At 62.0% G+C, this 26,208-nt stretch carries 24 protein-coding genes; 15 read left to right on the top strand and 9 right to left on the bottom strand.

Annotation, left to right across the window (positions count from 1 at the left end):
- Positions 1-261: 261 nt before the first annotated feature.
- The 5 genes from Q362_RS0112030 to exbB all read right to left on the bottom strand — a co-directional run bounded on the left by Q362_RS0112030 (position 262) and on the right by exbB (position 3,558).
- Positions 262-1,284: a FecR domain-containing protein gene (locus Q362_RS0112030; protein WP_084312644.1), complete on the bottom strand. Its 1,023-nt coding sequence runs from the start codon at positions 1,282-1,284 to the stop codon at positions 262-264.
- Position 1,285: 1 nt separating this feature from the next.
- Positions 1,286-1,774 (bottom strand): sigma-70 family RNA polymerase sigma factor, encoded by a 489-nt coding sequence (locus Q362_RS0112025; protein WP_211248487.1) that lies wholly within the window; start codon positions 1,772-1,774, stop codon positions 1,286-1,288.
- 236 nt (positions 1,775-2,010) lie between these two features.
- Complete coding sequence (locus Q362_RS22290; protein WP_051554217.1) at positions 2,011-2,766, bottom strand: energy transducer TonB; 756 nt, start codon at positions 2,764-2,766, stop codon at positions 2,011-2,013.
- Positions 2,763-3,146 carry an ExbD/TolR family protein gene (locus Q362_RS0112015; RefSeq protein WP_028318895.1) on the bottom strand — a complete coding sequence of 128 codons (384 nt, stop codon included), beginning with the start codon at positions 3,144-3,146 and terminating at the stop codon, positions 2,763-2,765. The genes Q362_RS22290 and Q362_RS0112015 overlap by 4 nt, the downstream gene beginning before the upstream one ends.
- Positions 3,127-3,558: a TonB-system energizer ExbB gene (gene exbB, locus Q362_RS0112010; RefSeq protein ID WP_028318894.1), complete on the bottom strand. Its 432-nt coding sequence runs from the start codon at positions 3,556-3,558 to the stop codon at positions 3,127-3,129. The genes Q362_RS0112015 and exbB overlap by 20 nt, the downstream gene beginning before the upstream one ends.
- Positions 3,559-4,353: 795 nt before the next feature.
- Between exbB and Q362_RS0112005 the strand changes: the two genes are divergently transcribed.
- The gene (locus Q362_RS0112005; RefSeq protein ID WP_035216556.1) at positions 4,354-6,843 is read left to right on the top strand and encodes a glycogen/starch/alpha-glucan phosphorylase; all 2,490 of its coding nucleotides are present in this window, start codon (positions 4,354-4,356) and stop codon (positions 6,841-6,843) included.
- Between the two features lie 70 nt (positions 6,844-6,913).
- On the opposite strand, the gene orn is transcribed toward Q362_RS0112005, so the two are convergent.
- Complete coding sequence (gene orn, locus Q362_RS0112000) at positions 6,914-7,459, bottom strand: oligoribonuclease (RefSeq protein ID WP_028318892.1); 546 nt, start codon at positions 7,457-7,459, stop codon at positions 6,914-6,916.
- Positions 7,460-7,842: 383 nt separating this feature from the next.
- Here orn and Q362_RS0111995 point away from each other — a divergent pair, with 383 nt between their 5' ends.
- The 10 genes from Q362_RS0111995 (at position 7,843) to Q362_RS0111950 (ending at position 18,870) form a co-directional block, all read left to right on the top strand.
- Positions 7,843-9,255 (top strand): NAD(P)/FAD-dependent oxidoreductase, encoded by a 1,413-nt coding sequence (locus Q362_RS0111995; RefSeq protein WP_028318891.1) that lies wholly within the window; start codon positions 7,843-7,845, stop codon positions 9,253-9,255.
- Positions 9,252-9,632 carry a RidA family protein gene (locus Q362_RS0111990; RefSeq protein ID WP_028318890.1) on the top strand — a complete coding sequence of 127 codons (381 nt, stop codon included), beginning with the start codon at positions 9,252-9,254 and terminating at the stop codon, positions 9,630-9,632. The genes Q362_RS0111995 and Q362_RS0111990 overlap by 4 nt, the downstream gene beginning before the upstream one ends.
- Positions 9,633-10,085: 453 nt before the next feature.
- Positions 10,086-10,877, top strand: a complete 792-nt coding sequence (locus tag Q362_RS0111985; RefSeq protein WP_028318889.1) for an enoyl-CoA hydratase/isomerase family protein — start codon at positions 10,086-10,088, stop codon at positions 10,875-10,877.
- A gap of 39 nt (positions 10,878-10,916) precedes the next feature.
- Positions 10,917-12,212 (top strand): acetyl-CoA C-acyltransferase, encoded by a 1,296-nt coding sequence (locus Q362_RS0111980; protein WP_028318888.1) that lies wholly within the window; start codon positions 10,917-10,919, stop codon positions 12,210-12,212.
- A gap of 63 nt (positions 12,213-12,275) precedes the next feature.
- On the top strand, positions 12,276-13,127 hold the full coding sequence (locus Q362_RS0111975) for a 3-hydroxybutyryl-CoA dehydrogenase (RefSeq protein ID WP_028318887.1): 852 nt from the start codon (positions 12,276-12,278) through the stop codon (positions 13,125-13,127).
- A 78-nt stretch (positions 13,128-13,205) separates the two neighbouring features.
- The gene (locus Q362_RS0111970) at positions 13,206-13,655 is read left to right on the top strand and encodes a PaaI family thioesterase (RefSeq protein WP_028318886.1); all 450 of its coding nucleotides are present in this window, start codon (positions 13,206-13,208) and stop codon (positions 13,653-13,655) included.
- A gap of 190 nt (positions 13,656-13,845) precedes the next feature.
- On the top strand, positions 13,846-14,991 hold the full coding sequence (locus tag Q362_RS0111965; protein ID WP_028318885.1) for an acyl-CoA dehydrogenase: 1,146 nt from the start codon (positions 13,846-13,848) through the stop codon (positions 14,989-14,991).
- A gap of 144 nt (positions 14,992-15,135) precedes the next feature.
- The gene (locus Q362_RS0111960) at positions 15,136-17,133 is read left to right on the top strand and encodes a heterodisulfide reductase-related iron-sulfur binding cluster (RefSeq protein WP_028318884.1); all 1,998 of its coding nucleotides are present in this window, start codon (positions 15,136-15,138) and stop codon (positions 17,131-17,133) included.
- Between the two features lie 39 nt (positions 17,134-17,172).
- Positions 17,173-17,943, top strand: a complete 771-nt coding sequence (locus tag Q362_RS0111955; protein WP_028318883.1) for an electron transfer flavoprotein subunit beta/FixA family protein — start codon at positions 17,173-17,175, stop codon at positions 17,941-17,943.
- A gap of 9 nt (positions 17,944-17,952) precedes the next feature.
- Complete coding sequence (locus tag Q362_RS0111950) at positions 17,953-18,870, top strand: electron transfer flavoprotein subunit alpha/FixB family protein (RefSeq protein ID WP_028318882.1); 918 nt, start codon at positions 17,953-17,955, stop codon at positions 18,868-18,870.
- Between the two features lie 97 nt (positions 18,871-18,967).
- On the opposite strand, the gene Q362_RS0111945 is transcribed toward Q362_RS0111950, so the two are convergent.
- Together Q362_RS0111945 and Q362_RS0111940 are read right to left on the bottom strand one after the other, a co-directional pair.
- Positions 18,968-19,306 carry a tRNA-binding protein gene (locus Q362_RS0111945; RefSeq protein ID WP_028318881.1) on the bottom strand — a complete coding sequence of 113 codons (339 nt, stop codon included), beginning with the start codon at positions 19,304-19,306 and terminating at the stop codon, positions 18,968-18,970.
- A gap of 127 nt (positions 19,307-19,433) precedes the next feature.
- Positions 19,434-20,390, bottom strand: coding sequence for a Tim44 domain-containing protein (locus Q362_RS0111940; RefSeq protein WP_028318880.1), 957 nt, complete (start codon positions 20,388-20,390; stop codon positions 19,434-19,436).
- A 224-nt stretch (positions 20,391-20,614) separates the two neighbouring features.
- On the opposite strand from Q362_RS0111940, the gene Q362_RS20410 reads away from it, so the two are divergent.
- From Q362_RS20410 to hflC, 3 genes are all read left to right on the top strand, one after another.
- Positions 20,615-21,505 carry a rhomboid family intramembrane serine protease gene (locus Q362_RS20410; RefSeq protein WP_051554215.1) on the top strand — a complete coding sequence of 297 codons (891 nt, stop codon included), beginning with the start codon at positions 20,615-20,617 and terminating at the stop codon, positions 21,503-21,505.
- A gap of 194 nt (positions 21,506-21,699) precedes the next feature.
- Positions 21,700-22,821 (top strand): FtsH protease activity modulator HflK, encoded by a 1,122-nt coding sequence (gene hflK / locus Q362_RS0111930; protein ID WP_028318879.1) that lies wholly within the window; start codon positions 21,700-21,702, stop codon positions 22,819-22,821.
- A gap of 53 nt (positions 22,822-22,874) precedes the next feature.
- Positions 22,875-23,816, top strand: coding sequence for a protease modulator HflC (gene hflC / locus Q362_RS0111925; RefSeq protein ID WP_028318878.1), 942 nt, complete (start codon positions 22,875-22,877; stop codon positions 23,814-23,816).
- A gap of 110 nt (positions 23,817-23,926) precedes the next feature.
- Here the strand turns inward: hflC and Q362_RS20405 are convergent, their stop codons facing one another.
- On the bottom strand, positions 23,927-24,604 hold the full coding sequence (locus Q362_RS20405) for a hypothetical protein (protein WP_035216553.1): 678 nt from the start codon (positions 24,602-24,604) through the stop codon (positions 23,927-23,929).
- Between the two features lie 293 nt (positions 24,605-24,897).
- Between Q362_RS20405 and Q362_RS0111915 the strand changes: the two genes are divergently transcribed.
- Positions 24,898-26,199, top strand: a complete 1,302-nt coding sequence (locus tag Q362_RS0111915) for a citrate synthase (RefSeq protein WP_028318877.1) — start codon at positions 24,898-24,900, stop codon at positions 26,197-26,199.
- Positions 26,200-26,208 lie beyond the last annotated feature (9 nt).

The following is a 26,208-nucleotide window of genomic DNA, read 5'->3' as shown; positions in this document are numbered from 1 at the left end:
GCGACCTTCTATTGACTATGCCGAACGGATGCTCCAATTCCCCTCATCTTTTTTTGCGGAGCATGCATTTTCCGGGAGCGCGCTGCCGAAGCCACGCAGGGGAAGGGACAAGAGCGACTTGCGATATCGTCGCATGAACACCCGGAAAAGTAGCGACTTCCGAGCGCGAACATGGCGGGAACGATGCGACCGAACAGCGCTGAACCGTTGCCCCCTTGCGGGGATGGATACTGGCCGCACCTGAAGAAAGGAAGAAAGCAGTCAGGTTCCGGACGCGGGAAAAACGGTCACCCAATACGGAGTGTGAGAGACAACATCGATGGGGAGAAGGTGTTTGAGAAACAGCAAGGCGGCGTCAATATCCGTGACCTGGAATATCCCGGACACGGAAAGGTGGGCAACGCGGTGATCGCAGGAGATATATCCCCGGCGGTATCGGCTCAATTCCTCCAACAGGACATCCAACCGCATGGCGTCACTGACAATGACCCCCCTAACCCAATCATCCTCCCCAAAGGGTCGCGTGGCGGCACGGCCGACCTCGTGCTGCCGTAACAGGAGGCACGTGCCGGCCGGGGTGACAACGGCATTCCGGGAGGTCGCCGGTTGCAGACGGACCTGGCCTTCGTATACGGCAACCCGTGCCGCCCGGGGATCAATCCGCACCGAAAACCGTGTGCCGAGCGGGCAGATCGTCCCGAAGGGAGTGGCCACCTCCAATGCGCCGTGCCGACGGGAGCGGGCATCGTGTCCGGTGACCACATAGATCTCGCCGCAGTGAAGGACAATCCGGCGCTGCTCAGCATCAAAACGAGTATCCAGGGCCGTCGAGGTATTCAGGAGAAGGCGGGTTCCATCATCCAGGTCAATCTGCCGCTGCTCGCCGACGGTTGTTCTGATGTCGGCCAGTATTTCCTGCCACGGCATGGACCGATACAGCGTCAAGCCACCGGTACCGGCAAGGCCTCCCCACAAGAGCATCCGCAGCACCTGCCGCCGGTGCAGCCCGTTTTTTCTGTGAGCATCGACGTTCCGCAGGCTCTGAAGCGCCAGGCTCTTGGGAACGACCTGAAACGGATCGTTCATCATTTGCAGGCGCTGCCACGCTTGACGGTGGCACGGCTGTTCGTTCAACCACCTCTCGAAACGCCGCTGATCCTGAACGCCGGGCTCGTTGAAACGCAGTTTGACCAGCCAATGGATGGCCGCGGCAACCACGGCTTCCGGCAGAGGGTCGACGGCATCCGTTTCCGGGACAGGAAGAGGGGGCGAAGGATCGGGCATGTCACACGGTGTCGGCGGCAAAACGGACCTTGTAGCACTGCTGCAAGGCTTTCGCCAAATCCCGTTCGACGGTAGCGCGGGAGATACCGAGCCGAGCGGCGATTTGAGGGCAGGTCAACTCCTCAAACTGGGCCAGGAGAAAAACCTCGCGCACCCGGGGGCTGAGTTGCTGCAACATGGCATCAATCAGGGCCAGCATCTCGATGATCTGCGCCTGTTCCTCGGCCGATGGCGCCTCGGCCGCAGTAAAAAGGGCCAGGGTGTCGAGCCAGGCTCGCTCGAGTTCCCGTCTGCGCCAAAAGTCGACCAACAGCCCCTGGGCTATGCGGCACATATAGGCGCGGGGTTCGCGTATCGCGGGATCACCGGGACGGGTCAGCAGGCGGACGAACACGTCATGCACCAAGTCAGCCGCAAGCACTGAACAATCCAGCTTCTTCCGCAACCAACGGTACAGCCAACCGTGGTGGTCATGATACAGGGTATGCATCTCCTGCCCGGAATTTTGCTTTTCCGCCGTCAACATCCTGTCGTGCCGCACTCTTTGCAGAAAAAAACGTTTTCCCCATACATAGGGCTTCTTGCAATCCGGCCGACCGCAAGAGTCCCTTCCCTGAAGACCGAAACAAAACGCCAACCGCCCACTGGAAACGGCCAAGTGAATCCATGGCGGCGGTCAGGCGGATATGGAGCGGGCCGCAAATCAATCCCGCCGATACCAGTATCCTATTCCAATTGGAAGGCGATCGTCTGCTCCACCCGTGTGCTGACAGCGGTTCCCTTGACAGTACCCGGTTTGAACCGCCACTTATTGACACATCGCAACACGGCCTGCTCGAAAATACCCTTGGGTTCGGCATCCACCACCGAAATTCGGCCGACCTTGCCCTCTTCAGTAACGACAAACTCGACCCTGACCCATCCTTCAATATTCCGTTGCTTCGCTGCTGGCGGATAGACCGGAGGCATTGCCGACAGGACGGTCAGCGTTCCGTCGAGTTGGCCGATACCGTACGGGACGCCGCCTCCCCCTTTTTCCAATTGACCGCTGTCCGAGCCCGTCACCGGAGAAGCGCTTGCCTGTTGATGGGAGGCGGGCGCGGAGTTGTCTCGGGACGCAGGGCCGTCTGGGGATGGTTGGGCATGTTCATGCACATCCATCGGCACCGTCTCGGCATGGGCTGTCTTTTCCACTTTGGGGGAAAGAGGCTTGGCCTTTGCCGCTGCTTTTATTTTTTTCTTTGCCTCCGGTTTCGGCGGCGGTTTCTTCTCGACCGGGGTCGCTGGCGGCGGGTCTGACTTGGCAGCCGGAGCCGCCTGTTGACCTCCTTCAACCGGGCCAGCCAAAGGAAGAATGGAAAAATCGAGTGCCACCGGAGAAGGAAACGACGAGATCGCACGCTGGTTCAATCCAAGGGCGGCTCCCAAAAAAAGGAGGTGCAGCAACACGGAAAAATGGGTTGCTTGAACTTGTCGGCTCATGGCTGTTGCTCGGTTTGCAGACTCAAGGAGGTAAAGCCGAATCGCTTGATCGCTTCATAGACATCCACGAACAACTGCAAGGGGATATCCTTGTCCGCCCGAAGGATAAGCGGGGTCGTTCGATCCGCCGCCGCCAAGGCCGTCTCCAGTGCGTCAAGCTGGACTTCCACCGAATCCACCCACAGTCGTCCTTCCTTGTTGATAACGATGGCAAGCGGATGCAAAGCCGCCACATCCTCGTTGGCAGCAGCCTTGGGCAGTTCCACATGAATGCCGCCGGTGGCGATGAAGGTCGAGGTGGTGAGAACGATAGTCAGCAATACCAACATCACATCCACGAGGGGGATGACGTTGAGGTAATCAAATTCCTTCTCGTCCATGGCGGATATCCCACTGAATGAGGAGCACCTTGCAACGACGGAGCAAAAGGTTGTACAGGGTCACCGCCGGAATGGCCACCAAGAGCCCCAGGGCAGTAGCTTTGAGGGCAAGCGCCAGTCCGGTCATGATCTTGGTGGTGTCGAAACCGGCTGCCCCGATATCATAGAAAGTGAGCATGATACCGAGCACGGTGCCGAGCAGGCCGATATAAGGCGCGTTTGTGCCGATGGTGGCGATCAGATGGAGCTTGTGGGTGAGGTGCAACTCCAGTTCCTTGCGATCTGCAAAGTGTTCAATACGGGAGGATCGATAGACCAGCCATCGCTCCACAGCCACGGCAATGGCGATCACGCTCAGCAGGAACAGCAACCCCAGCACGCCGTAGTCAATCAAAGAATGCAATCGTTCCATAGTGGCGTCCTAAAGCCGAGGGGCGTTGACAAGCGAAAGACGGCCGCTCTCCCCTCTGCGATTCCGCCGGGGCAAGACAGGATGACCCGGGGCGGTCAGGGACCGCATTTGCAGGTCCAGCAGAACGACAGGCGGTTGAAGCACAGAAAAAACTCCAAGAAAAATCCTCATTTATACCATCCGTCCTTATTTTGATAGCATTTATTTTCTTAGTTTTGTCTAAATAACTATATCGTTTAATCCTGTCAATATTTTTCGGCACCCCTACAACAAGCCATCCTCAACGACGAGGGAAATTCCCAAAAAAGATCCCGTAACTGCCCGTTTTCGCCTGGGAGAACAAAACCGTATCAGATACCGCCAAAAACTTTCAACATATTGAATAATATGGAGAAATAGCAGGTCTGGACCCGATCGCAAAATCAGTGCACCGGTACCAAAGAACGCACAGCATGTTACTAATTTATTGAACTTGACCGACGGGCTCAGCTTTGCGATCCATATCAGGGCAGCCGCATTCCGACGATTGCACACGCACAACCGTACCCGACTGTCCCGCTGTCGCTCTTGACCGGCCAGTGGGCGGAGCAATATCTGGAACCACCCGAAAAGAAAAGCAACGCATGCCCTAAAGATCGAGCGGGTTCGTTGGCGACCGCAACTCCCGATTTTCCGTCGTGGCTTCCGGCAAAATCCCCCCATGCCGAAACCGCATTTGCCGCCCGGAGGTTTATCCGGTACAATGGCAACCGTTCACTTGATTTTTCCGCAACCTGATTGTCTCCAGGAGGCTTCATGGAACAGCAGACCATCGATCCCGCCAACAATCACGCCTACACCTCCATTTTCCAAGGGACCGGAGTCGAGGATTTCAAGAAATGCATCCGGCACCACCTGATGAGCTTCCAGGGCCGCGACCCCGACCGGGCCGGCGATCCGGATGTCTACCGGGCCTTGTCCTACGCCCTGCGCGACGTGCTGATGGAAAAATGGATCAAGACCCAAAAGACCTTTTATGCCGGCAAGATGAAGCGGGTGTACTATCTTTCCCTCGAATTCCTGGTCGGCCGTTCGCTCGGCAACGCCATCATCAACATGGGCCTGCTGGACGAGGTCACGCAGGCCATCGAGCAATTGGGCTACGATCTGGAACGCCTGCGGGAATGCGAAGAGGACGCGGCCCTGGGCAACGGCGGCCTCGGCCGGCTGGCCTCCTGTTTCATGGACTCGATCGCCACCATGAAGATCCCTGCCTACGGCTACGGCATCCGCTACGATTTCGGTCTGTTCAACCAGAAGATCGTCGACGGCTATCAGGTCGAAACCCCGGATAGCTGGCTGAGGCTTGGCTCCCCCTGGATGTACGAACGCACCTCGTTCATGTATCCGGTCCAGTTTTACGGCCACGTCACCGCCACCACCGACAAGAACGGCCGCTACCGCGCCCGCTGGACCGACACCGAGATCGTCATGGCCATGGCCTGCGACATGCTGGTGCCGGGCTTCAACAACGACCACGTCATCAACATGCGCCTGTGGCGGGCCAAGGCCTCGCGCGAGCTGGACCTGCGCTCCTTCAACGCCGGCGACTACATCAGCGCCGTGGAGAGCAAGGTCAAGTCCGAGACGATCTCCAAGGTCCTCTATCCCAGCGACGACATCTGCGAGGGCCAGGAACTGCGCCTCAAACAGCAGTATTTCTTCGTTGCCGCCACCTTCCAGGACATCCTCCGCCGCTACCGCAAGGACAACGACACCTTCGACGATTTCCCCAACCAGGTGGCGGTGCAGCTCAACGACACCCATCCGGCCATCGCCATCCCCGAACTGATGCGGCTCTTGCTCGACATCGAGGGGTTAGGCTGGGAACAGGCCTGGGACATCTGCGTCAGGACCTTTGCCTACACCAACCACACCCTGATGCCCGAGGCCCTCGAGACCTGGCCGGTCGACATGTTGGGCCGGGTGCTGCCGCGCCACCTGGAGATCATCTACGAGATCAACCGGCGTTTTCTGGACGAGGTGGCTGCACGTTATCCGGGAAACACGCGGAAAATCCAGGAAATGTCACTGATCGAGGAAGGACAGGTCCGCCGGGTACGCATGGCCAACCTGGCCATCGTCGGCAGCCATTCAGTGAACGGGGTGGCGGCGCTCCACTCCGAGCTGCTGAAGAACTATCTCTTCCGCAATTTCGACGAGATGTGGCCCGACAAGATCAACTCCAAGACCAACGGCATCACTCCGCGCCGCTGGCTGCTCAAATGCAACCAGGGTCTCGCCGGACTCATCGGCGGGAAGATCGGCTACGACTGGGTGGTGAATCTCGACCAGTTGCGCGGCCTGGAACCCTACTGCGACGATCCCTCCTTTCACCAGCGCTGGCAGGCGGTCAAGCTGGCCAACAAGAAACGGCTGGCCAGAATCATCGCCACCGACTGCGGCATCGCCGTGAATCCGAACAGCCTGTTCGACATCCATGTCAAACGTATCCACGAATACAAGCGGCAGCTTTTGAACGTGCTGCACGTAATCCACCTCTACCAGCGGCTGCTGACATGTCCCGACGAGGCGATCACGCCCAGGACCGTCATCTTCGCCGGCAAGGCCGCGCCGTCGTACCACAAGGCGAAACTGATCATCAAGCTGATCAATGCGGTCGGCGCCGTGGTCAACAACGATCCCCGCATCGGCGACCGGCTGAAGGTGGCGTTCATCCCCAACTATTGCGTCTCGCTGGCGGAGCGGATCATCCCGGCCGCCGATCTCTCCGAGCAGATCTCCACCGCCGGCACCGAGGCCTCGGGAACCGGCAACATGAAGTTCGCCTTGAACGGCGCCCTGACCATCGGCACGCTCGACGGCGCCAATATCGAAATCCGCGAGGAAGTGGGGCCGGACAATATTTTCATCTTCGGCATGACCGCCGAGGAGGCCGAGTACGAAAAGAAGTGCAAATCACGGAAACCGCAACAGATTTACGAAAACAACCCCGAGGTGTGCGCCATTGTCGACGCCATCGCCAACGGCGCGTTCAGCAACGGCGACATCGAGCTGTTCCGGCCGCTGGTCAACGACCTGTTGAACGAGAACGACCCCTACCTGCTGCTGCTCGATCTCGAATCCTACCTCCAGTGCCAGCAGTTGGTGGGCGAACTCTTCACCGACCGCGCCACCTGGACCAGAAAATCGATCCTCAACGTGGCCAGGGTGGGCAAATTCTCCAGCGACCGGACCATCAGGGAATACGCCGAGGAGATCTGGCGGGTACGGGTCGGAGACTGAACGACAGCGGTTTCCCCAGGGGTGCGGGCTCTCGGGGTGGTGGCGGATGCTTGCGGAACCGGCAGGATGGTCAGGGTTCCTTCCTGAGGAAGACGTCGCCGTAATGTCTGAGTTCGGCGATGGATTCCCGGATGTCCTCGTAGGCCAGATGATGGCATTCCTTGTTGAACCGGGGCAGGTCCGGCGCCCAGCGCAGGGCCAATTCCTTCAAGGTGCTGACGTCGATGTTGCGGTAGTGAAAATAATGTTCCAACTCGGGCATGAAACGGGCGAGGAAGCGGCGATCATGCCAGACCGAGTTGCCGCACATGGGCGAAACCCGGTGTCCCACCCACTGCTTGACGAAATCAAGGGTTTCGATTTCCGCCCGGCGGCAGGTATAGGAGCTTTTCCGAACGCGGTCGAGCAGGCCGGATTCCCGGTGATGCTTGCTGTTCCAGGCGTCCATGGCGGCGAGCACCTCGTCCGGCTGGTGAATGGCGATGACCGGTCCGTCGGCGAGGATGCCCAGGTGCGAATCGGTCACCACCGTCGCCACTTCCAGAATTCTGTCGGTCGATGGGTTCAACCCGGTCATTTCCAGGTCGATCCACACCAGATTGCCGTCGTCTTTCATCATGCTCCGATCCCTTCGGCCCCGCCGCGGCAGATACCGCCTCTTTTCCGTAGTGGACCATAGGCCGGTTCCCGGTTCAACTTTTTTCTTCCTGCGGCCTTGCCGGTCATGCCGGAAAACGCTGTCGCACGAGCGACCGTCTCCGATACCACATGCGGCGGCGCCTGACAAAAAAATCTCGCTCCGCATGGTTCCGCCCAGGCCGCCTGACCCTTTTTCCGGCCGCCGGTTGCCGGTCGGGCGCCTCACCGCTCTTGCCCGCCGGTCACGGCAGAATTCGGTGGTCTTCCCTGAAGAAATATGGCAGAACGGATGAACGGTCAACCACGGCGGCCCGCCGGCCACCGGCAGGCCGTTTTTCCCTGTCCAACGCACGGAGCGCCATGGCCACGACCAGCACAGGGCAGACCTACGACGTCATCATCGTCGGCGGCGGACCGGCCGGCCTGTTTGCCGCCCATTACCTCAGCGAACACACCTCGCTCCGGATCCTGCTGATTGAAAGGGGCAAGGCCCCCCTGAAGCGTTCCTGCCCGATCGGGGAAAAGGGCTGCATCCATTGCCAACCCTGCAACATCCTCTGCGGCATCGGCGGCGCCGGCCTCTTTTCCGACGGCAAGCTCAACTTCATCCATAAACTGGGCAAAACCGACCTGACCCAGTTCCTCGATCCCGCCGGGGCCAGCGCCCTGATCGACGAGACCGAAGCCATCTTCAACCGCTTCGGCATGGACGGCCAGGTCTATCCCACCGACATGGAGAGAGCCCGGGCCATCCGCAAAAAAGCGCGCAAAAACGGCATCGAACTTCTGCTGATCAGGCAGAAACACCTCGGCAGCGACAATCTGCCCCGCCACATCGAGGCCATGGCCCGTCACATGGCCGAGCAGGGCGTGCTCTTTCACCATTCCGAAACGGTCCGCGACGTTCTGGCCCAGAAAGGCCGGGTGGCGGGCGTGGTCACGGACCGGGGCACCTACCGCGCCGCCGCCGTCATCCTGGCGCCCGGTCGGGCCGGGGCCGAATGGGTCGCCGCCCTTGCCGGCCGCAACGGCATCCGGGTGGCGCAGCGCGGCATCGAGGTCGGGGTCCGGGTCGAGGTCCACAACGAGATCATGCAGGATCTCTGCTCGATCATCTACGACCCGACCTTCTTCATCCGCACCGCCAAATACGACGACCAGACCCGCACCTTCTGCACCAATTTCGGAGGATACGTCGCCCTGGAAAATTACCAGGATTTCGTCTGCGTCAACGGCCACGCCCTGATGGACCGCAAATCCGACACCACCAACTTCGCCTTTCTCTCCAAGGTGGTGCTCACCGACCCGGTGGAGGACAACCAGGCCTACGGCGAATCCATCGGCAAACTGGCCACCCTGATCGGCGGCGGCAAACCGATCCTGCAACGTTACGGCGATCTCAAACGCGGCCGGCGGTCCACCTGGAACCGCATCCGCAACAGCACCATCGAGCCGACTCTGAAAAACGTGGTCTGCGGCGATATCGCCATGGCCCTGCCGGAACGCATCCTCACCAACCTGGTCGACGGCCTGGATCAGCTCAACCAGATCATCCCCGGCGTCGCCAACGACGAGACCCTGCTCTATGCTCCTGAAATCAAGTTCTTCGCCACCCAGGTGGACACGGACCGCAACCTGGAAACCGGGATCCGGGGACTGTTCGTCGCCGGCGACGGCCCCGGCGTGGCCGGCAACATCGTGTCTGCCGCCGCAACCGGCCTGATCGCCGCCAAGGCGATTGCCACCCGTCAACACAAGGAACGCAAACCATGAAGAGAACACCGGTCACCACCGACAAGGCCCCGGCCGCCATTGGCCCCTATTCCCAGGCGATCGCCACCGATACCCTGCTGTTCACCTCCGGCGCCATCCCCATCGATCCCGCGACCGGAACCATTGCCGCCGGCAGCATCGAAGACCACGCCCACCAGGCCTTCCGCAACCTGGCCGGCATCGCCGAGGCGGCCGGCACCCGGCTGGACAAGGCGGTGAAGGTGACGGTTTTCCTCACCGATATCGCCCAGTTTCAACGGGTGAACGCCGTGTATGCCCACTATTTCACCGAGCCCTACCCGGCCCGCAGCGCCGTGCAGGTGGCGGCCCTGCCCCTGGGCGCGGCCATCGAGGTCGAGGCCATCATCGCCCTGTAGCCGCGGCCCGGCCTGGATGCCGATTCCGCTGCACATCGCGGCCGCGGCCGCCTCGCCCCTCATCCTTCCATGACACTGTGTGGCACGGATTCCTGCCCGCATGCCGGTCGTCCTGCCGCCGAGCCCCGCCTCGCGAAGGAAAACGATGCGTACCCTGCCGTGTTTTCAGACAGCTGGCAGACACATTTCGCGGGGATACGACGATGCCACAGCGCCCCGGAAAAGGCCAAAAAACGTTTGACAGCCCGACACTTTTGAAATAGAAATTACGCACTTTGCGGCCCCCTGTTTTCCATCCGTTCCGCCGGACACCCAACTTCGCTCAGAGGTCACGGAAAAACGAGGGGCACAGCTGCGCTCTTTTGCCATAAACGGGTAAGGGGTTCGTGCACGGTCGACCTCCCTGCGCCCTTTTTTTATGCGCTTTCTTCTCACACAGCCAAGGAGGAAACGGTGGCCTATACATCCATTGAACTCGTCTGCAGCGACGGTGTCGCGACCCTGACCTTCAATCGTCCCAAAGCCCTCAATGCCCTCAACGCCATCCTGCTCGAAGAATTCGCCGACGCCCTCGAAAGCATCAAGAACGACGAAACCGTTCGGGTGCTTATCCTCACCGGTGCCGGCGAAAAGGCCTTTGTCGCCGGCGCCGACATCACCGAAATCGCCACCCTGACGCCGCTTGGCGCGAAAAAATTTGCCCAGTGCGGCCAGGAGGTCATCAGCAAGCTGCAAGGACTGGCCATTCCGGTGATCGCCGCCGTCAACGGCTATGCCCTGGGCGGCGGCTGCGAAATGGCCCTGGCCTGCGATTTCATCTACGCCTCGGACAAGGCGGTCTTCGGACTGCCGGAGATCAGTCTCGGCGTCATTCCGGGGTTCGGCGGCACCCAGCGGCTGCCCCGCCTGATCGGGGCCAACCGGGCCAAGGAAATGATCTTCACCGGCAAGCACCTGACCGCCGCCGAGGCCAAGGAGATCGGCCTGGTCAATAAAATCTTCGCGCCCGCGGAGTTGATGCCGGCGGCGACTGAAACCGCCAAACTGATCGCCACCAAGGGCAAGGCTTCGCTCTGCGCGGCCAAGCAGACGGTGAATCAGGGACTCAACGCTGATCTGGCCACCGGCCTCGCCATCGAGCGCGACGCCTTCGCGCTCTGCCTGGCCAGTCCGGACGCCAAGGAAGGAACCGGCGCCTTTTTGGAGAAGCGCAAACCGGTCTTCACCGGTGGTCTGAACAGCTAACCCCTTGCGCTCAAACACAATCGGAGGAGCACGATGTCGATGAACGAAGTGGTGATTGTCAGTGGCAGCCGGACAGCGGTTGGCGCCTTTGGCGGCAGCCTGAAAGCAACCCCCGTGGTCAATCTCGGCGCGGTCGTCATGCGCGAAACCCTGCGCAAGGTCGGGCTGCGGCCGGTGGCCGGCCCCGACCTGCTGGCGGTTGCCCCGGCCAAGCTGAAAGATCAGGGCGCCATCGAGCTGGAAGCCAGGGCCGGGGAATGGGACAGCGCCGCCACACCGATAACGATCGACGAGGTGATCATGGGCAATGTCCTCCAGGCCGGCCAGGGGCAGAACCCCGCCCGCCAGGCCATGATCAAGGCCGGACTGGCCAAGGAGACGCCGGCTTTTACCATCAACAAGGTCTGCGGTTCCGGCCTCAAGGCCATCGCCCTGGGCGCCCAGTCGATCATGACCGGCCAGGCCGAGGTGGTGCTGGCCGGCGGCCAGGAAAACATGTCCATGACCCCCATGGCCCTGCCCAAGGCCCGCTGGGGCCACCGCATGGAACTCACCGGCATCGGCGAGGTCTACGACCTGATGGTCTACGACGGCCTCTATGAAATCTTCTACGGCTACCACATGGGCGTCACCGCCGAGAACATCGCCCGGATGTACAACATCAGCCGCGAGGATCAGGACCGGCTGGCCGTGCTCAGCCACACCCGTGCCCTGCGCGGCATCAAAGACGGCCTCTTCAGGGACGAGATCGTCCCGATCCCGGTGAAAGCCGGCAAGCAGGAAGTGCTGTTCGCCCAGGACGAACGGCCCATGGAAACCTCCATGGAGAAGATGGCCAAGCTCCGGCCGGCCTTTGCCAAGGACGGCACCGTCACCGCCGGCAACGCCTCGGGCATCAACGACGGCGCCGCCACAGTCCTGCTGATGAGCAGGGCCAAGGCCACGCAACTGGGACTCAAGCCGCTGGCCACCATCGACAGCTTCGCCTCCGGCGGCCTCGATCCCGCCTACATGGGCCTCGGCCCGGTACCGGCCATCCAGAAGGCCCTCAAGCAGAGCGGCAAGACCATTGCCGACATCGACATGATCGAACTCAACGAGGCCTTCGCCGCCCAGGCCATCGGCTGCATGCTGGAGCTGGGCATCGACGTGGAAAAGCCCAACCAGCTGGGCAGCGGCATCTCCATGGGCCATCCCATCGGCTGCACCGGAGCCCGCCAGATGGTCACCGCCATCCATCACATGCAGCGCACCGGCTGCGCCACCGGCCTGATCACCATGTGCATCGGCGGCGGCATGGGCATGGCCATGGTGATCGGCAACGCCAATAAATAGTTTCCAGGTTCACGGCCGGATGCCCCGGCCGGATCAATGTTCTTTCAAGGAAGGGAGACGGGTATGGAAGTGAAGACATTCGGAGTGATCGGCGCCGGCCAGATGGGCAACGGCATTGCCCAGGTGGCGGCGGCCAGCGGCCTAGCCGTCATTATGCACGACATCAAGAAGGAATTCGTTGACCGCGGCCTGGCCACCATCGCCAAGAATCTCCAGCGCAGCGTCGACAAGGGCAAGCTGGCGACCGCCGAAAAAGACGCGATTCTCGGCCGGATCAAACCCACCACCGAGCTCAGGGACATGACCGCCGCCGACTTCGTGGTCGAGGCCGCCTCCGAAAACGAGGCGATCAAATTCAAGATCTTCGAGAATCTGGAGGAGATCTGCGCCCCGCACGTGATTCTCGCCTCCAACACCTCGTCCATTCCCATTGGCCGGATCGCCTCGCACACCAAACGGCCGGCCAAGGTGATCGGCATGCACTTCATGAACCCGGTGCCGGTGATGCAGTTGGTGGAGGTGATCTGCGGCCTGGCTACCTCGGCCGACACCCTGGCCACCACCCTCGAACTGACCAAGCGCATGGGCAAGACCCCGGCGCAATCCAACGATTTTCCGGGATTCATCGCCAACCGCATCCTCCTGCCGATGATCAACGAGGCGATCTTTTGCCTCTATCACGGCGTCGGCACCAAGGAGGACATCGATACAGTGATGAAGCTGGGCATGAACCATCCCATGGGGCCGCTCGCCCTGGCCGATCTCATCGGCCTGGACACCTGCCTGGCGATCATGAATACCCTGTATCAGGGCCTGGGCGACTCCAAGTACCGGCCCTGCCCGTTGCTGCGGCAGTATGTCGAGGCCGGCTGGCTGGGCCGCAAGAGCGGTCGGGGGTTCTATATTTACGAATAACGCGAACAGGGTGGGAGCCCGCGGGCCGATGCCGTGTCGTCTTGACGGCGCCGGACGCCTTCCATTGAGGAGGAAACGATGAGCGAGTTGGCGTTTCAGGATCAATATCCCGATGACTATGCCCACTGCTACGGCTGCGGCCGGCTCAATCCGCAGGGGCACCACCTGAAGAGCTACTGGGACGGCGAGGAGACGGTCTGCCGCTACACCCCGGATCCCAAATACACCGGCGGTTTTCCGGGCTTTCTCTACGGCGGCATGATCGCCTCGCTGATCGACTGCCACGGCGCCGGCACCGCCGCGGCCGCCAAGGCCAAGGAAGAGGGCAAGCCGATCTCGCGCTTTGTCACCGCCTCCCTGAAGGTGGACTATCTGGCGCCGACCCCGATCAATACCGAACTGGAGGTGCGTGGCAAGGTAATCGAGATCAAGGGCCGCAAGGTGACCGTCGACCTGACCCTGACCGCCGCCGGCACCGTCTGCGCCAGGGGCACGGTGCTCTACCTGCAGATCAAGGGACAAGAATAAACGGGCCGGCCTGGCCGGCACCAACGGTGCGATTCCCGTGCGGCACCGACAAGACGGGAGCCGGCGACGGTCTGCCTGGGCGGGCGGACCCGGCCGGAAAAAATGACATCCATTGATGCTCGCCTTGTTCGGAGCAAGGGATGTCCAATATTGAATCGAAGAGACAAGACGCATCCAGGGGGAGAACAACATGCAATTTGAACTGACTGAAGAGCAGAAACTGATCCGCGACATGGTAAGGAGCTTTGCCGAGACGGAGGTGGCGCCGTCCGCAGCCGAGCGGGACGAAACCGAACGGTTCGACCGGGCCCTGATGTTCGACCGCCTGGCCGAGCTGGGCCTGACCGGCATCGTCTTTCCGGAAGAGTACGGCGGCGCCGGCGCCGATTACATCAGCTACGCCATCGCCGTCGAGGAACTGTCACGGGTCTGCGGCTCCACCGGTGTCACCCTGTCGGCGCACCTCTCCCTCTGCGCCAACCCGATCTACATGTTCGGCACCGAGGCACAAAAACAAAAATACCTGACCCCGCTGGCCAAGGGCGAGAAAATGGGCGCCTTCGGCCTGACCGAGCCGTCCGCCGGTTCCGATGCCGGCGGCACCAAGACCACCGCCACCCGCGACGGCAACGACTGGATCCTCAACGGTTCCAAGATTTTCATCACCAACGCCGGCGAGGCCGAGATTTACGTGGTGCTGGCCCGGAGCGACAAGAGTGCTGAGAAGCACCGCGGCATCAGCGCCTTTATCGTCGAGAAGGGCACCCCCGGCTTCTCCTTCGGCAAGAAGGAGAAGAAAATGGGCATCCGCTCTTCGCCCACCATGGAACTGGTATTCGAGAACTGCCGCATCCCCGGCGAAAACCTGCTCGGCCAGGAAGGCCAGGGCTTCAAGGTGGCGATGAAGACCCTCGACGGCGGCCGCATCGGCATTGCCGCCCAGGCGCTGGGTATCGCCCAGGGGGCCTTCGATGCCGCCTGCGCCTACACCAAGGAGCGCGAGCAGTTCAACAAACCGATCGCCGCCTTCCAGGGCGTGTCCTTCCAGTTGGCGGACATGGCCACCCAGATCGAGGCCGCGCGGCTTCTGATCTACAACGCCGCCTACCGGGCCAGCGCCGGCCTGTCCTATTCCCAGGATTCGGCCATGGCCAAACTCTTTGCCTCGGAAACCGCCATGCGGGTCACCACCCAGGCGGTCCAGCTCCACGGCGGCTATGGCTACACCCGCGAATTCCCGGTCGAGCGGATGATGCGCGATGCCAAGATCACCGAGATCTACGAAGGCACCAGCGAAGTCCAGCGGGTGGTCATCGGCGCGGCCTTGACCAGGTAACCCAGCTGCGGCCGGGGCGGCCGCATCGCCTGATGTTTCGGATCGAACCAAGAAGAGAGCGCCGGCACCCGCCGCCTCTCTTCTTCTGTACAAAGCAAAGCATGGAAGACAACGTCTGTTGTTGCGCAGGCAGGGGGAGCTTGGATGGAGTTTACCCGTGAAATTTATTGGAATGTCGGTCATGGGTTCACCACCTTGGCGCCCATGTACGGCCTGTTGCTGGTGGCCGTGGCCGTTTGCGCGCTCGGCTTTTTCAAGCGGCTCAAGGTCTATCGCCTCGGCCAGCCCCTGGACCGGACGGATGGGCGGGGCGAGCGCGTCAAACACATGCTGGAGACCATGCTCCTGCAGACCAAGGTCTTCCGGGTTCCGGGCCCCGGGACGGCGCACGCGCTCTTTTTCTGGAGTTTTTTCGTCCTGTTCATCGGCACGGCGCTGATCGTCGCCCAGGCCGATTTCACCGATCTCCTGTTCGATATCAAATTTCTCAAGGGAACCTTCTACAAACTCTTTTCCCTGACGCTCGACCTGGCCGGCCTGGTGGCCATCCTGATGCTGACCGGCCTGCTGGTGCGCCGCTACCTGATTCGACCGCAGGGGTTGGTGACCAAGGGCGACGACGCCCTCATGCACGGCTTTTTGTTCGCCATCCTGATCACCGGTTTCCTCATCGAGGGCGCCCGCATGGCGGTCACCGAGATGCACATCCCGCAGTTGGCGGCGTGGTCACCGGTCGGCTGGGGCGTGGCCACCCTGCTCGCCGGCCTGGACGAGGCAGGGCTGCGAACCCTGCACGTTGTCCTTTGGTGGTGCCATCTTCTCCTGGCCCTCGGCTTCATCGCCGTCCTTCCCTTCACCAAGTTCCGCCATATCGTCACCACCAGCGCCAATGCCTTCTTCGCCGACCGCGGCCCCACCGGCAAGCTGACCACGGTCAATCTGGAAGACGAGAATACGGAGAAATTCGGCGCCAACGAACTGGGCGACCTGCGCTGGAAGGACATCTTCGACGCCGACGCCTGCACCCTGTGCAAGCGCTGCCAGGACCGGTGCCCCGCTTACGCCACCGGCAAGCCGCTGTCGCCGATGCAGGTCGTCAACCAGATCGGCGAGCTCGCCTTCACCAGGCCGGACGCCAACCTAATTGAGACCGTCGGCCGCGAGGCCATCTGGGCCTGCACCACCTGCCGCGCCTGTCAGGACATCTGCCCGGCTTCCATCGAGCATGTGGGCAAGATCATCGAGATGCGGCGCAACCTGGTGCTGATGGAGGGCGAATTCCCGGGCGAGGAAGTGATGGCCGCCATGGAACAGACCGAGGTCAACGGCAACCCGCTGGGCATGGGCTATGCCGCGCGCGGCGACTGGGCCGAATCCCTGGGCATCAAGCCGCTGGCCGAGGACCCCGAGGTGGACCTGCTCTATTTCGTCGGCTGTTACGCCTCCTTCGACAAGCGCAACATCGCGGTGGCCACGAGCTTTGTCAGGCTCTGCCAGGCCGCCGGCGTCAAGGTCGGCATCCTCGGCAAGGAGGAGAAGTGCTGCGGCGAGCCGATGCGCAAGATGGGCAACGAGTATCTCTACCAGACCCTGGCCATGGAGACCGTGGAGGTCATCAAAGGGTATGGCGTCAAGAAGATCGTCACCACCTGCCCGCACTGCTTCAACACCCTGGCCAAGGACTACCGCGATTTCGACTTCGACGTCGAGGTCGTGCCCCACGCCCTCTTCCTCGAACAACTGGTCGCCGACAGCCGGCTGCCGGTCGGGGGCGAGGAATTCACCTGCACCTACCACGACTCCTGTTACCTCGGCCGGCACAACGGCATCTACGACGCCCCGAGAAAACTGATCCGGTCGATGGGCGGCCGCATCGCCGAGATGGCCAAAAACCGCGATCAGGCGTTCTGTTGCAGCGCCGGCGGCGGCCGGATCCTGGCCGAGGAGAAACTGGGCGAGCGCATCAACGTCAAGCGGGTGGAGATGGCCGTGGCCACCGGGGCCGGGCAGTTGCTGGCCAACTGTCCGTTCTGCCTGACCATGTTCGAGGACGGCGTCAAGGGGGCCAATGTCGAGGAGCAGTTGCGTCCCAGAGATATCGCCGAGGTGCTGGCCGAACGGCTTGCCCTGAAGAATGCATAAAATAACCCATTAGTTGAGTCTGATTGCTGGAGGAGCACGATGAACATACTGATCTGCATCAAACAGGTTCCGGACATGGAATCGAAATTCAAGATCAACGGCGAAGGCACCTGGTATGACCGGGCCGACCTGGCCTGGCGGATGAACGAGTACGACGAATACGCCGTCGAGCAGGCGGTGCGGCTGAAAGAGCAGGTCAAGGATGCCGACCTGACCGTGCTCTGCATCGGCCCGGACCAGGTGACCGAGGCCATCAAGAAGGCCCTGGCCATGGGCTGCGACCGGGGCGTGCACATCGCCGATCCCGATTCCGCCAAGCGGGAGCCGATCGCCATCGCCACCATGATCGCCGGGTTCGCCAAGGACAAAAACTTCGACGTCATCTTCACCGGCATGCAGTCGCAGGACCGCGGCAGCGCCCAGGTGGGCGTCATGGTCGCCGAACTGCTCGGCATTCCGGCGGTGACCACCATTGTCGGTTTTGCCTATGACAACGGCACGGTCCAGGTCAAACGCGAACTCGAGGGCGGCAGCAAGGCCCTGGTCACGGCGACCACGCCGGTGGTGCTCACCTGCCAGCTGGGCCTCAACACGCCGCGCTATCCGACCCTGCCCAACATCATGAAGGCCAAGAAAAAAGAGCTGTTGCCCCTGGCGCCCGATGTCGGCGGCCTGGGCCCCCGCCAGGAAACGACCGCCTGTGCCTTTCCCGAGAAGAAGGGGGGCGGCCTGGTGCTGGAGGGCGAGATTCCCGAACTGGCCGACAAACTGATCCAGCTGCTCAAAGAAAAAACCACCGTTCTGGCCTAGGAGAGACCCATGAAGACCTTACTTGTGGCGGAATTCCGGGAAGGAAAACTGCGCGCCGAATACAGCCAACTGATCGCCTTCGCCCAGCAGCAACGGGCCGAGGCAGCCATGTTCCTCGTGGGCTCTGCCGGAGAGGTGCCCAAATTCAACGGCACCCTGTACCTGGCCGATGCGGCCAAGTACGGCGAATACAACCCCACGGTGCACAAGCAGTTGCTCCTGGACGTGATCGCCAAGGAACAGCCGGCCCAGATCGTGTTTCTGCACTCGTCCTACGGCTGGGACCTGGCCCCGCGGGTCGCCGTGGCCCTGCAGGCGGCACAGGTTTCCGAGGTCGTCGCCGTCGACAACGGCCTACCGGTGGTGCCGGTGTGCAACGCCAAGCTGCGGCGCACCATCAAGGCCATCACGGCCCAGACCGTCCTGACCATCCAGGCGGGCGCCTTCGGCATGGAGGCGGAGCCGGAAGGCACGCCCACGGTGGTCGAGATCGATACCGGTGCTGCCGGCAAGGTGCAGTGCACCGGCTATGAAGCGGCCAAGATCGAGGGCGTCGACCTGACCAAGGCCGAGATCATCGTCAGTGCCGGCCGCGGCGTGGGCAAACCGGAAAACGTGGCCATGGTGCAGGCGCTGGCCAAGGCCCTGGGCGGCGAATACGGCGCCAGCCGGCCCGTGGTCGATGCCGGCTGGGTCGAGCACAACCGCCAGGTCGGCACCACCGGCAGCACGGTCACCCCGAAGCTCTATGTGGCCTGCGGCATTTCCGGCGCCATCCAGCACCTGGCCGGCATGAAGAAGTCGGATTTCATCGTCGCCATCAACACCGACAGGGATGCCCCCATCGGCGAGGTGGCCAACGTCCTGGTGGTGGCCGACCTCAAGCAGTTCCTGCCGGTGCTGACCGAAAAACTCGGCGCGCGCTAGGCGGACTCCCGTCCCCTGCCCGCTCCCTTCGCACTCTCCGCCGCGCGGCCGACACCTGGCTGCGCGGCGTTTTTTTTGTGTCCCCGCGTTCGGTTCCTCAGCCCAGCTTGGCCCCCAGCGGCACCGGCCGGTCGGGCACGCAGAGCACCACCTCGTTGTTCTCGTTATAGAAGCCGGTAACGAGACATTCCGACATCAGCGGACCGATCTGTTTCTTGGGGAAGTTCACCACCCCCACCACCTGGCGGCCGATCAATGCCTCCGGCCGGTACAGGGCGGTGATCTGGGCGCTCGATTTTCTGATCCCGATCTCGGGGCCGAAATCGACATGCAGGATGTAGGCGGGTTTGCGGGCCTCGGCAAAGACCTCCGCCCTGACGATTTGCCCGACCCGCAGCTCCACCCTGGCGAAGTCATCCCAGGTGATTGTCGTCATTCCTTTCTTCTCCTCCGAGCCGGTGCACGGGCGGAAAATCCGCTGCCGGTCCGGCCGTTCGTCCTGACAAAAAAAGAGCCGCCTCCCGTACGGGAGGCGGCTCGCCACTCTCGAATGATGGCAGCCGCTATCCTTCGACGACCTCGATGCCTTCGAGTTTCCAGGCCTCGGTTCGGACCGGCCGGGCCCAGGTCCACTGTTCGGCGAATTTCACCGGCTCGGTCATGCTGCCCTCGACCAGGGCGCCGGTTGTGTCGTCCACGGTATAGTCGAGCAGATTGGCGGTGAACAGCACGGTGACATGATCCTCGCCGTTGTTGCTGCCGGCATCCACGATCTCCACCCTGCGGATGGCGATGCTCTCCAGCTTGTTGATCCGGCCATCCTCCCGCATGCGGGCGAAATGGCCTTCATATTCGGCCGCCAACTGGCTGCCCAGCAGGTTGCGGTAGGAATCCAGATCGCGTCGCATCCAGCCGGCCTGCACCTTGAAGAAGACATCCGAGGCGACTTCGAGGAAATATTTCTCGTCGAAACCGGGATCGGCCAGACGGATTTCCGCCAATCCCTGCTCCACGGTCCGGGTCTCGCGGATGGGAGGAACCGGCGGCACAGGCGGCACCGAACCGCCGCCGAAGACGCCTTGACCGGCCTGAAATCTGCCGGCATCGGGCGGCTGCTGATAGCCGGCCGAGGAAGGCACCGGCGGCCGGTTGGCGAACCGTTTGTAGAGAAAATAGCCGACGCCGCCCAGGAGCAGAAGCGGCAGAATGCCCATGCCGCTGCCGCCCATGCCGAACAGGCTGCCAAAGAGCAGGCCGCCGAGTGCACCGCCGACCAAGCCGCCCATCAGGCCGCGGCCAAAGCCGCCTCCCGGCTGCTGCATCTGCTGCTGTTGCCGCTGCTGGCCGAATTGACCGGGTGCGGTCGGTTGGGCCGAGGGCTGCCGCATGGGGCTGCTGAACGAACGGCCGCCGGATTTGGACCGGGCCTCGGCATATTGGGTAGAGATGCCGGCATCGAAAAGGGTTACGGTGAAAAGGACCAGGAGAAAGGGGGTCAATCGTTTGAGCAAGGCAAGCATAATGAATCGTCCGTCGTTCGGGTTCATGGGCGGCGAAAACGATTCCGCCGGATGCAGCGGGGCTTGTTGCCAAGGGCTTCAGCTCCGGATACGGTAAAACGGATACATTGTAATGGCCATGCCCCCATTGTCAAGACATACCGGCCATCAATCGCCCCGGCCGTCCTTGGCGCCGATGCCGACACCACCTTGGCAAACCGCCTTTTCATGCAGACAATGATGTGATGGTTCTCAACGATCATGACGAACGGGCCGATCTGATTCCGGTCGCCGAAGGCACACCGGACACGATGGCATCGCTGGCGCTGGTGCTGGAAGCCGTCGGCATTCCTTTCCACTATGACCGGGCCGCCGGGCAGCTACGGGTCACCGTCGGGGATGCGCCAGCAGCCCGGTTCCACCTCGACGCGTATCACCGGGAAAATCTGCACTGGCCGCCAACGCCGCCGCCCGCCCCGGCTCTGTCGCCCCAGACCCAGCCCACCCTGCCGGTGCTGGCGCTTCTCGCCCTCTTCTTCACGCAGACCGGCTCGTGGACCCCGGACAACCTCTGGTTTGCCAGGGGGATGCTCGACAGCGCCGCCGTTTTTGGCCGCAACGAGTGGTGGCGGCTGTTGACCGCCCTCACCCTCCATGCCGATCTCGCCCACCTCCTGGGCAACTGCCTCATCGGGGGCATGATCATTCACCTGCTGGGCAGGATGATCGGCTACGGCCAATGCTGGCTGCTGCTGGTCATCACCGGCACCCTCGGCAATCTCGCCAATATCGGCCTGCGGGGGCAGCCCCACCTTTCGGTGGGATTTTCGACCTCGGTGTTCGCGGCCATCGGCCTCTTGACCGGTCTGCAACTGGCCCGTTCCGCCCGCCGCTCGCCAAGGGCCTTGCTGCTGCCCCTGGGTGCCGGCGCGGCACTGCTCGCCCTGCTCGGCGGCGAAGGGGTGCGGACCGATCTCGGCGCCCATCTGTTCGGCTTTGCCTGCGGCCTTGCCGGCGGCTGGCTGGGCCACCGCAGCGGCTTTGTCGAGCGGCTGCGGGCTCCGGCATGGCAGGCGCCGATCTTTCTCCTGGCACTGGCCGCGCCGATTGCCGCCTGGGTGTGGGCATTGCCGTGAAACACCGGCCGGAGCGCGGCGACCGGGCCGGAAAAGACCTGAAGCGGCCCGTTCTTGTTTGACGGAACAGAAACGAGTGCATATTGTAAACCTCGTTTACCATTCTCCCGTCGTTGCGACCAACGGGCCGGGCACCAGGTATTCCCGATCTTCATCCAGTCAGCCTGCAACCAGCAACCTATGGAGCCGTATCCATGCCGATGAACGAACAACCGCCCTGGGGCAAGAAGAAAAAGCCGGCAGGGCCGGAAGATTTTCTCGCCATCCTGATTCAGAAAATCCGGGACGCCTTCTCCGGCAAGGGAGAAGGGAGCGCGCCGCGCGGCGACCAGGAAGGACAATCCTCCGGGGAGCAACCCAACCTGTTCGCCGGCGCCGGCAAGATCCTGGCGATTGTCGTGGCCGCCCTCATCCTTCAGGGGGCCTTTTCCTGCTTCTACACCATCAAACCGGGCGAGGTCGGCGTCATCCTCCGTTTCGGACAATATACCCGCACCACCCAGCCCGGTCTCCATTTCAAGATCCCCTTCGTGGAGGATCTGGCCAAGGTCGATGTGGAAACGGTGCGCAAGGAGGAGTTCGGATTCCGTACCCGCACCCCCAACGTGAGTTCGACCTTCGACCGCAAGGGGTACGACATGGAGGCCCTGATGCTGACCGGCGACAAGGATGTGATCGAGGTCGCCTGGATCGTGCAGTACAAGGTCAGTGACCCGGTCAGTTTCCTGTTCAAGGTCCGCGATGTCGCCCAGGCGGTCCGCGACGCGTCCGAAACCGTGACCAGGAGAATCGTCGGCAACATGGACTTCGACTATGTCCTCGGCAACCGCGAGGTGCTGGCCGCCAATGCCAAGCAGGAACTGCAGGGCCAGATGGACCGGCTGGAATGCGGCATCAGCATCGTCACCCTGCAACTTCTCGACATCAACCCGCCGGAGCAGGTCAAGCCGGCATTCAACGAGGTCAACGAGGCCGACCAGGATATGAAGCGGCTGGTCAACGAAGCTGAGGAAACCTACAACAGGGTCATCCCCAAGGCGCGCGGCAGCGCCAAGCAGATTGTCGAGGAAGCGCACGGCTACGCGGCCGAACGGGTCAACCGGGCCACCGGCGAAACCAACCGATTCAAGGCGATCGTCAAAGAGTACCAGGGCGCGGAAGAGGTCACCCGGCAGCGGCTGTATCTCGAGGCCATGGAGGACATTCTGCCCAAGGTCGACCATATCTACGTGATCGACAAGAACCAGCAGAACATCCTGCCGCTCTTCGATCTCACCCGCACCCCGGCCAAGGAGCAGCCACCAGCCGTCAAATGACCCGGCATCGCCTGTCCGGCGGCTTCCCCTTTTCCCTTAACCGACACGATCTCATGGACAAAATCATCCGTCTCATCCTGTTGTTTCTCCTCGCCGGCGCAGCCGTCACCGTCTGGGACGGTTTCTTCATCCTGCCCGAAGGGCAGCAGGCGGTCATCACCCAGTTCGGCGCCCCGGTGGGCGAGCCGGTCACCAAGGCCGGTTTCAAATTCAAGATGCCCTTCATCCAGGTGGTGCAGTACTTCGACAAACGGGTACTCATCTGGGACGGCGATCCCAACCAGATTCCGACCATCGACAAGACCTTCATCTACATGGACAACACGGCCCGCTGGCGGATCGTCGATCCCCTGCGGTTTCTCCAGGCCGTGGGCACGGAAAGACGGGCCGCCTCCCTGCTCAATGACATCATTGCCGGCACGGTGCGCGACCTGGTGAACAAACACGACCTGATCGAGATCATCCGCAGCTCCGACTGGACTCCCGACTACATGGCGGCCAAGGCACAATCCCGGGACATGATCGTGCCGCCCAAGGTGGGCCGGGACAAAATCAGCCAGATGGTGCTCGACGCCGCGTCCAAGGTAACGCCGCAGTACGGTATCGAGCTGTTGGATGTCATGTTCCGGCGGGTGAACTATATCGAGTCGGTTCGCCTGCGGGTGTACGACCGGATGATTTCCGAACGGAAGAGGATCGCCGCGGAGAAACGGTCGACCGGTGAAGGGCGGAAGGCGGAAATCCTGGGACGGGTGGACCGCGAATTGCAAGAGATCACCTCGACAGCCAAGCGGGAAGCCATCGAAATCCGGGGGCAGGCCGATGCCGAGGCGGCAAAGATCTACGCCCAGACCTATTCCAGCCAACCCGAGTTCTTCGCCTTCCAAAAGAGCCTGGAGAGCTATCGCGCCATCGTCAACAAGAACACCTCGCTGGTCCTCTCCGCCGATTCGGACCTGTTCCGGTACCTGGAGAGCCAGAGGGCCAAAAAGTAACCCCACCCGCCCCGTTTCTTGGCGCCGCAACGAAAAGAGCCGGAGGCCCTGCGGCCTCCGGCTCGTGCGTGCGCACCCAACCAGGCGGCGCGCCGCCTGGCGCCGTCGTCTCACTCCTCGAAGTCATCCTGCCAGCCGTCGTCGGCAAAGCTCGGCCGCTGTTCCCGGGAATAGGGGATTCTGCCGCGTGCCTCCAGAATGGCCTCGAATTGGAGCAACTCCTCCTCCGAGCCGATCGCATCCAGTCCGAGTTGATCATAGCGGCAGGAGCAACGAATGAGCTGGCCGCCGCACCAGGGGCAGAGCTCCACCGGACACCCCAGTTCGTGCAGTTCTCCGGCCTCGGCATGGCAGGCGGGGCAGACATCCTCGTCCATCTGCACCGGCTCGTACACGGCCAGGGAATCCGGCGCGGCGCAGACCGCAGCAAAGGCCTCGGCGCTTTCGTAGCCGAAAAAATCGAGCAATTCCTCCGTCAGATAGCCGTCAGCCATGCTCCCCTGGAACTCCAACCCCTCGCTAGAAACGAGATAAAGGTAGCGGTCATGGGCGGTGAACGCCGCCAGAAGAAAGATGCCGCGATGCCGGTTGACCACCCGGATCTCCCTGACCCAATCCTCCCGCGCCTCGGGCAGGTAACTGTAGAACTCCTGCAACAGGGCCAGGCCGATCCGGTCCTCGCGGTAGATGTCGAGCAGGTCCTCGGCCCCGGCCCGATCGTCCTCGGTAACGGCATACTCCATAGCCTCGCGGATATACGCCCGTTTCTTTGCCAAATCTTCCAACATCGTTTCCTTCCCCGTTGCCACGGCGGACAACGGAGTCTTCCGCTCCTTCCCGTCCGCCCGGCCCGACCGTGCATTCCTGCACGCCCTGTCTTGAATTTCAGCAATAAATGCGATAAGGTGCGGCCTTGATACACAATGGGGCAAGGACGAACCGTTACCGCAGGATGTCTTTGCCGCTACTCTACCCAAACAGCGCCCTCCGTGCATGCTTTTTCCACGGGACGCCACCGGCGTCCACCGCACGGTCCCGCATCCGGCCTCACTGTACCCACGATTCCTGAAGGAGGACGTTCATGTCCGACATTTCGCTCGAACAAACGGCAACGCTCACCATCGACGGCGTCACCCACAACCTGCCCATCGTCGAGGGCATCGAGGGGGACCGGGCCATCGATGTCCGCGATCTGCTCCGCCAGACCGGCTATACCGTCTTCGATACCGGCTACAAGAATTCGGCCTCCTGCTGCAGCACCATCACCTATCTCGACGGTGCCAAGGGAGTTCTGCGCTACCGGGGGTATGCCATCGAGGACCTGGCGTCGAAATGCCTGTTCATCGAGGTCGCCTACCTGCTGCTGCACAACAAGCTGCCCAACCGGGTCGAACTGGAGAATTTCCGCACCCTGCTCGAATCCCATGCCCTGATCCACGAGGACATGGTCCACTTCTTCGACAAGTTTCCGCCCAACGCCTCGCCGATGTCGATCCTGTCGGTGATGGTCAACAGCCTGCACAATTTCTATCCGGAGATGAGCGCCGACCCGCTGGAAAACATCGACATGACCGCCAGCCGCCTCATTTCGAAGATCCGGACCATCGCCGCCTTCTCGTACAAGAAGTCCATCGGCCAACCGCTCGTCTATCCGCGCAACGACCTGTCCTACTGCGGCAACTTCCTCAACATGATGTTCCATACGCCGGTCAGGCCCTACCTTGTGCAGCCCGAAGTGGTGGCCGCCCTCAACAAGCTGCTCATCCTCCACGCCGACCACGAGCAGAACTGCTCGACCTCGGCGGTGCGGTTGGTCGGCAGCGCCGGCGGCAACCTCTACTCCTCGATTTCGGCCGGCATCAACGCCCTGTGGGGGCCGCTCCATGGCGGCGCCAACGAGGCGGTCATCCTGATGCTCGAGGCGATTCACAAGGACAACAACGACTACAAGAAATACATCGCCAAGGCCAAGGACAAGAACGACCCGTTCCGTCTCTCCGGATTCGGCCACCGGGTCTACCGCACCTACGACCCCAGGGGAACGATCATCAAGGACGCCTGCGACGAGCTGCTCGGCATCCTCAACGTCAAGGACCCGCTGCTGGCGATCGCCCTCAACCTGGAAGAGATCGTGCTCAACGACCCCTGGTTCGTCAGCCGCAACCTCTATCCCAACATCGATTTCTACTCCGGGATCATTTATCGGGCCCTGGGCATTCCCACCAACATGTTCACCGTCATGTTCGCCCTGGGACGGCTGCCGGGCTGGATCGCCCAGTGGAAGGAAATGCGGGAGGATCCGGAGACCAAGATCTATCGCCCCCGCCAGATCTATATCGGCTCGCCGGCCCGGAAATTCATGCCCCTGGCCGAACGCAGCTGACCGCTCCCC

The organism is Desulfobulbus elongatus DSM 2908, assembly GCF_000621145.1.
Classification (GTDB): domain Bacteria; phylum Desulfobacterota; class Desulfobulbia; order Desulfobulbales; family Desulfobulbaceae; genus Desulfobulbus; species Desulfobulbus elongatus.
The sequence above is the reverse complement of the archived record's forward strand: the minus strand, read 5'-3'. Positions and strand labels throughout refer to the sequence as shown.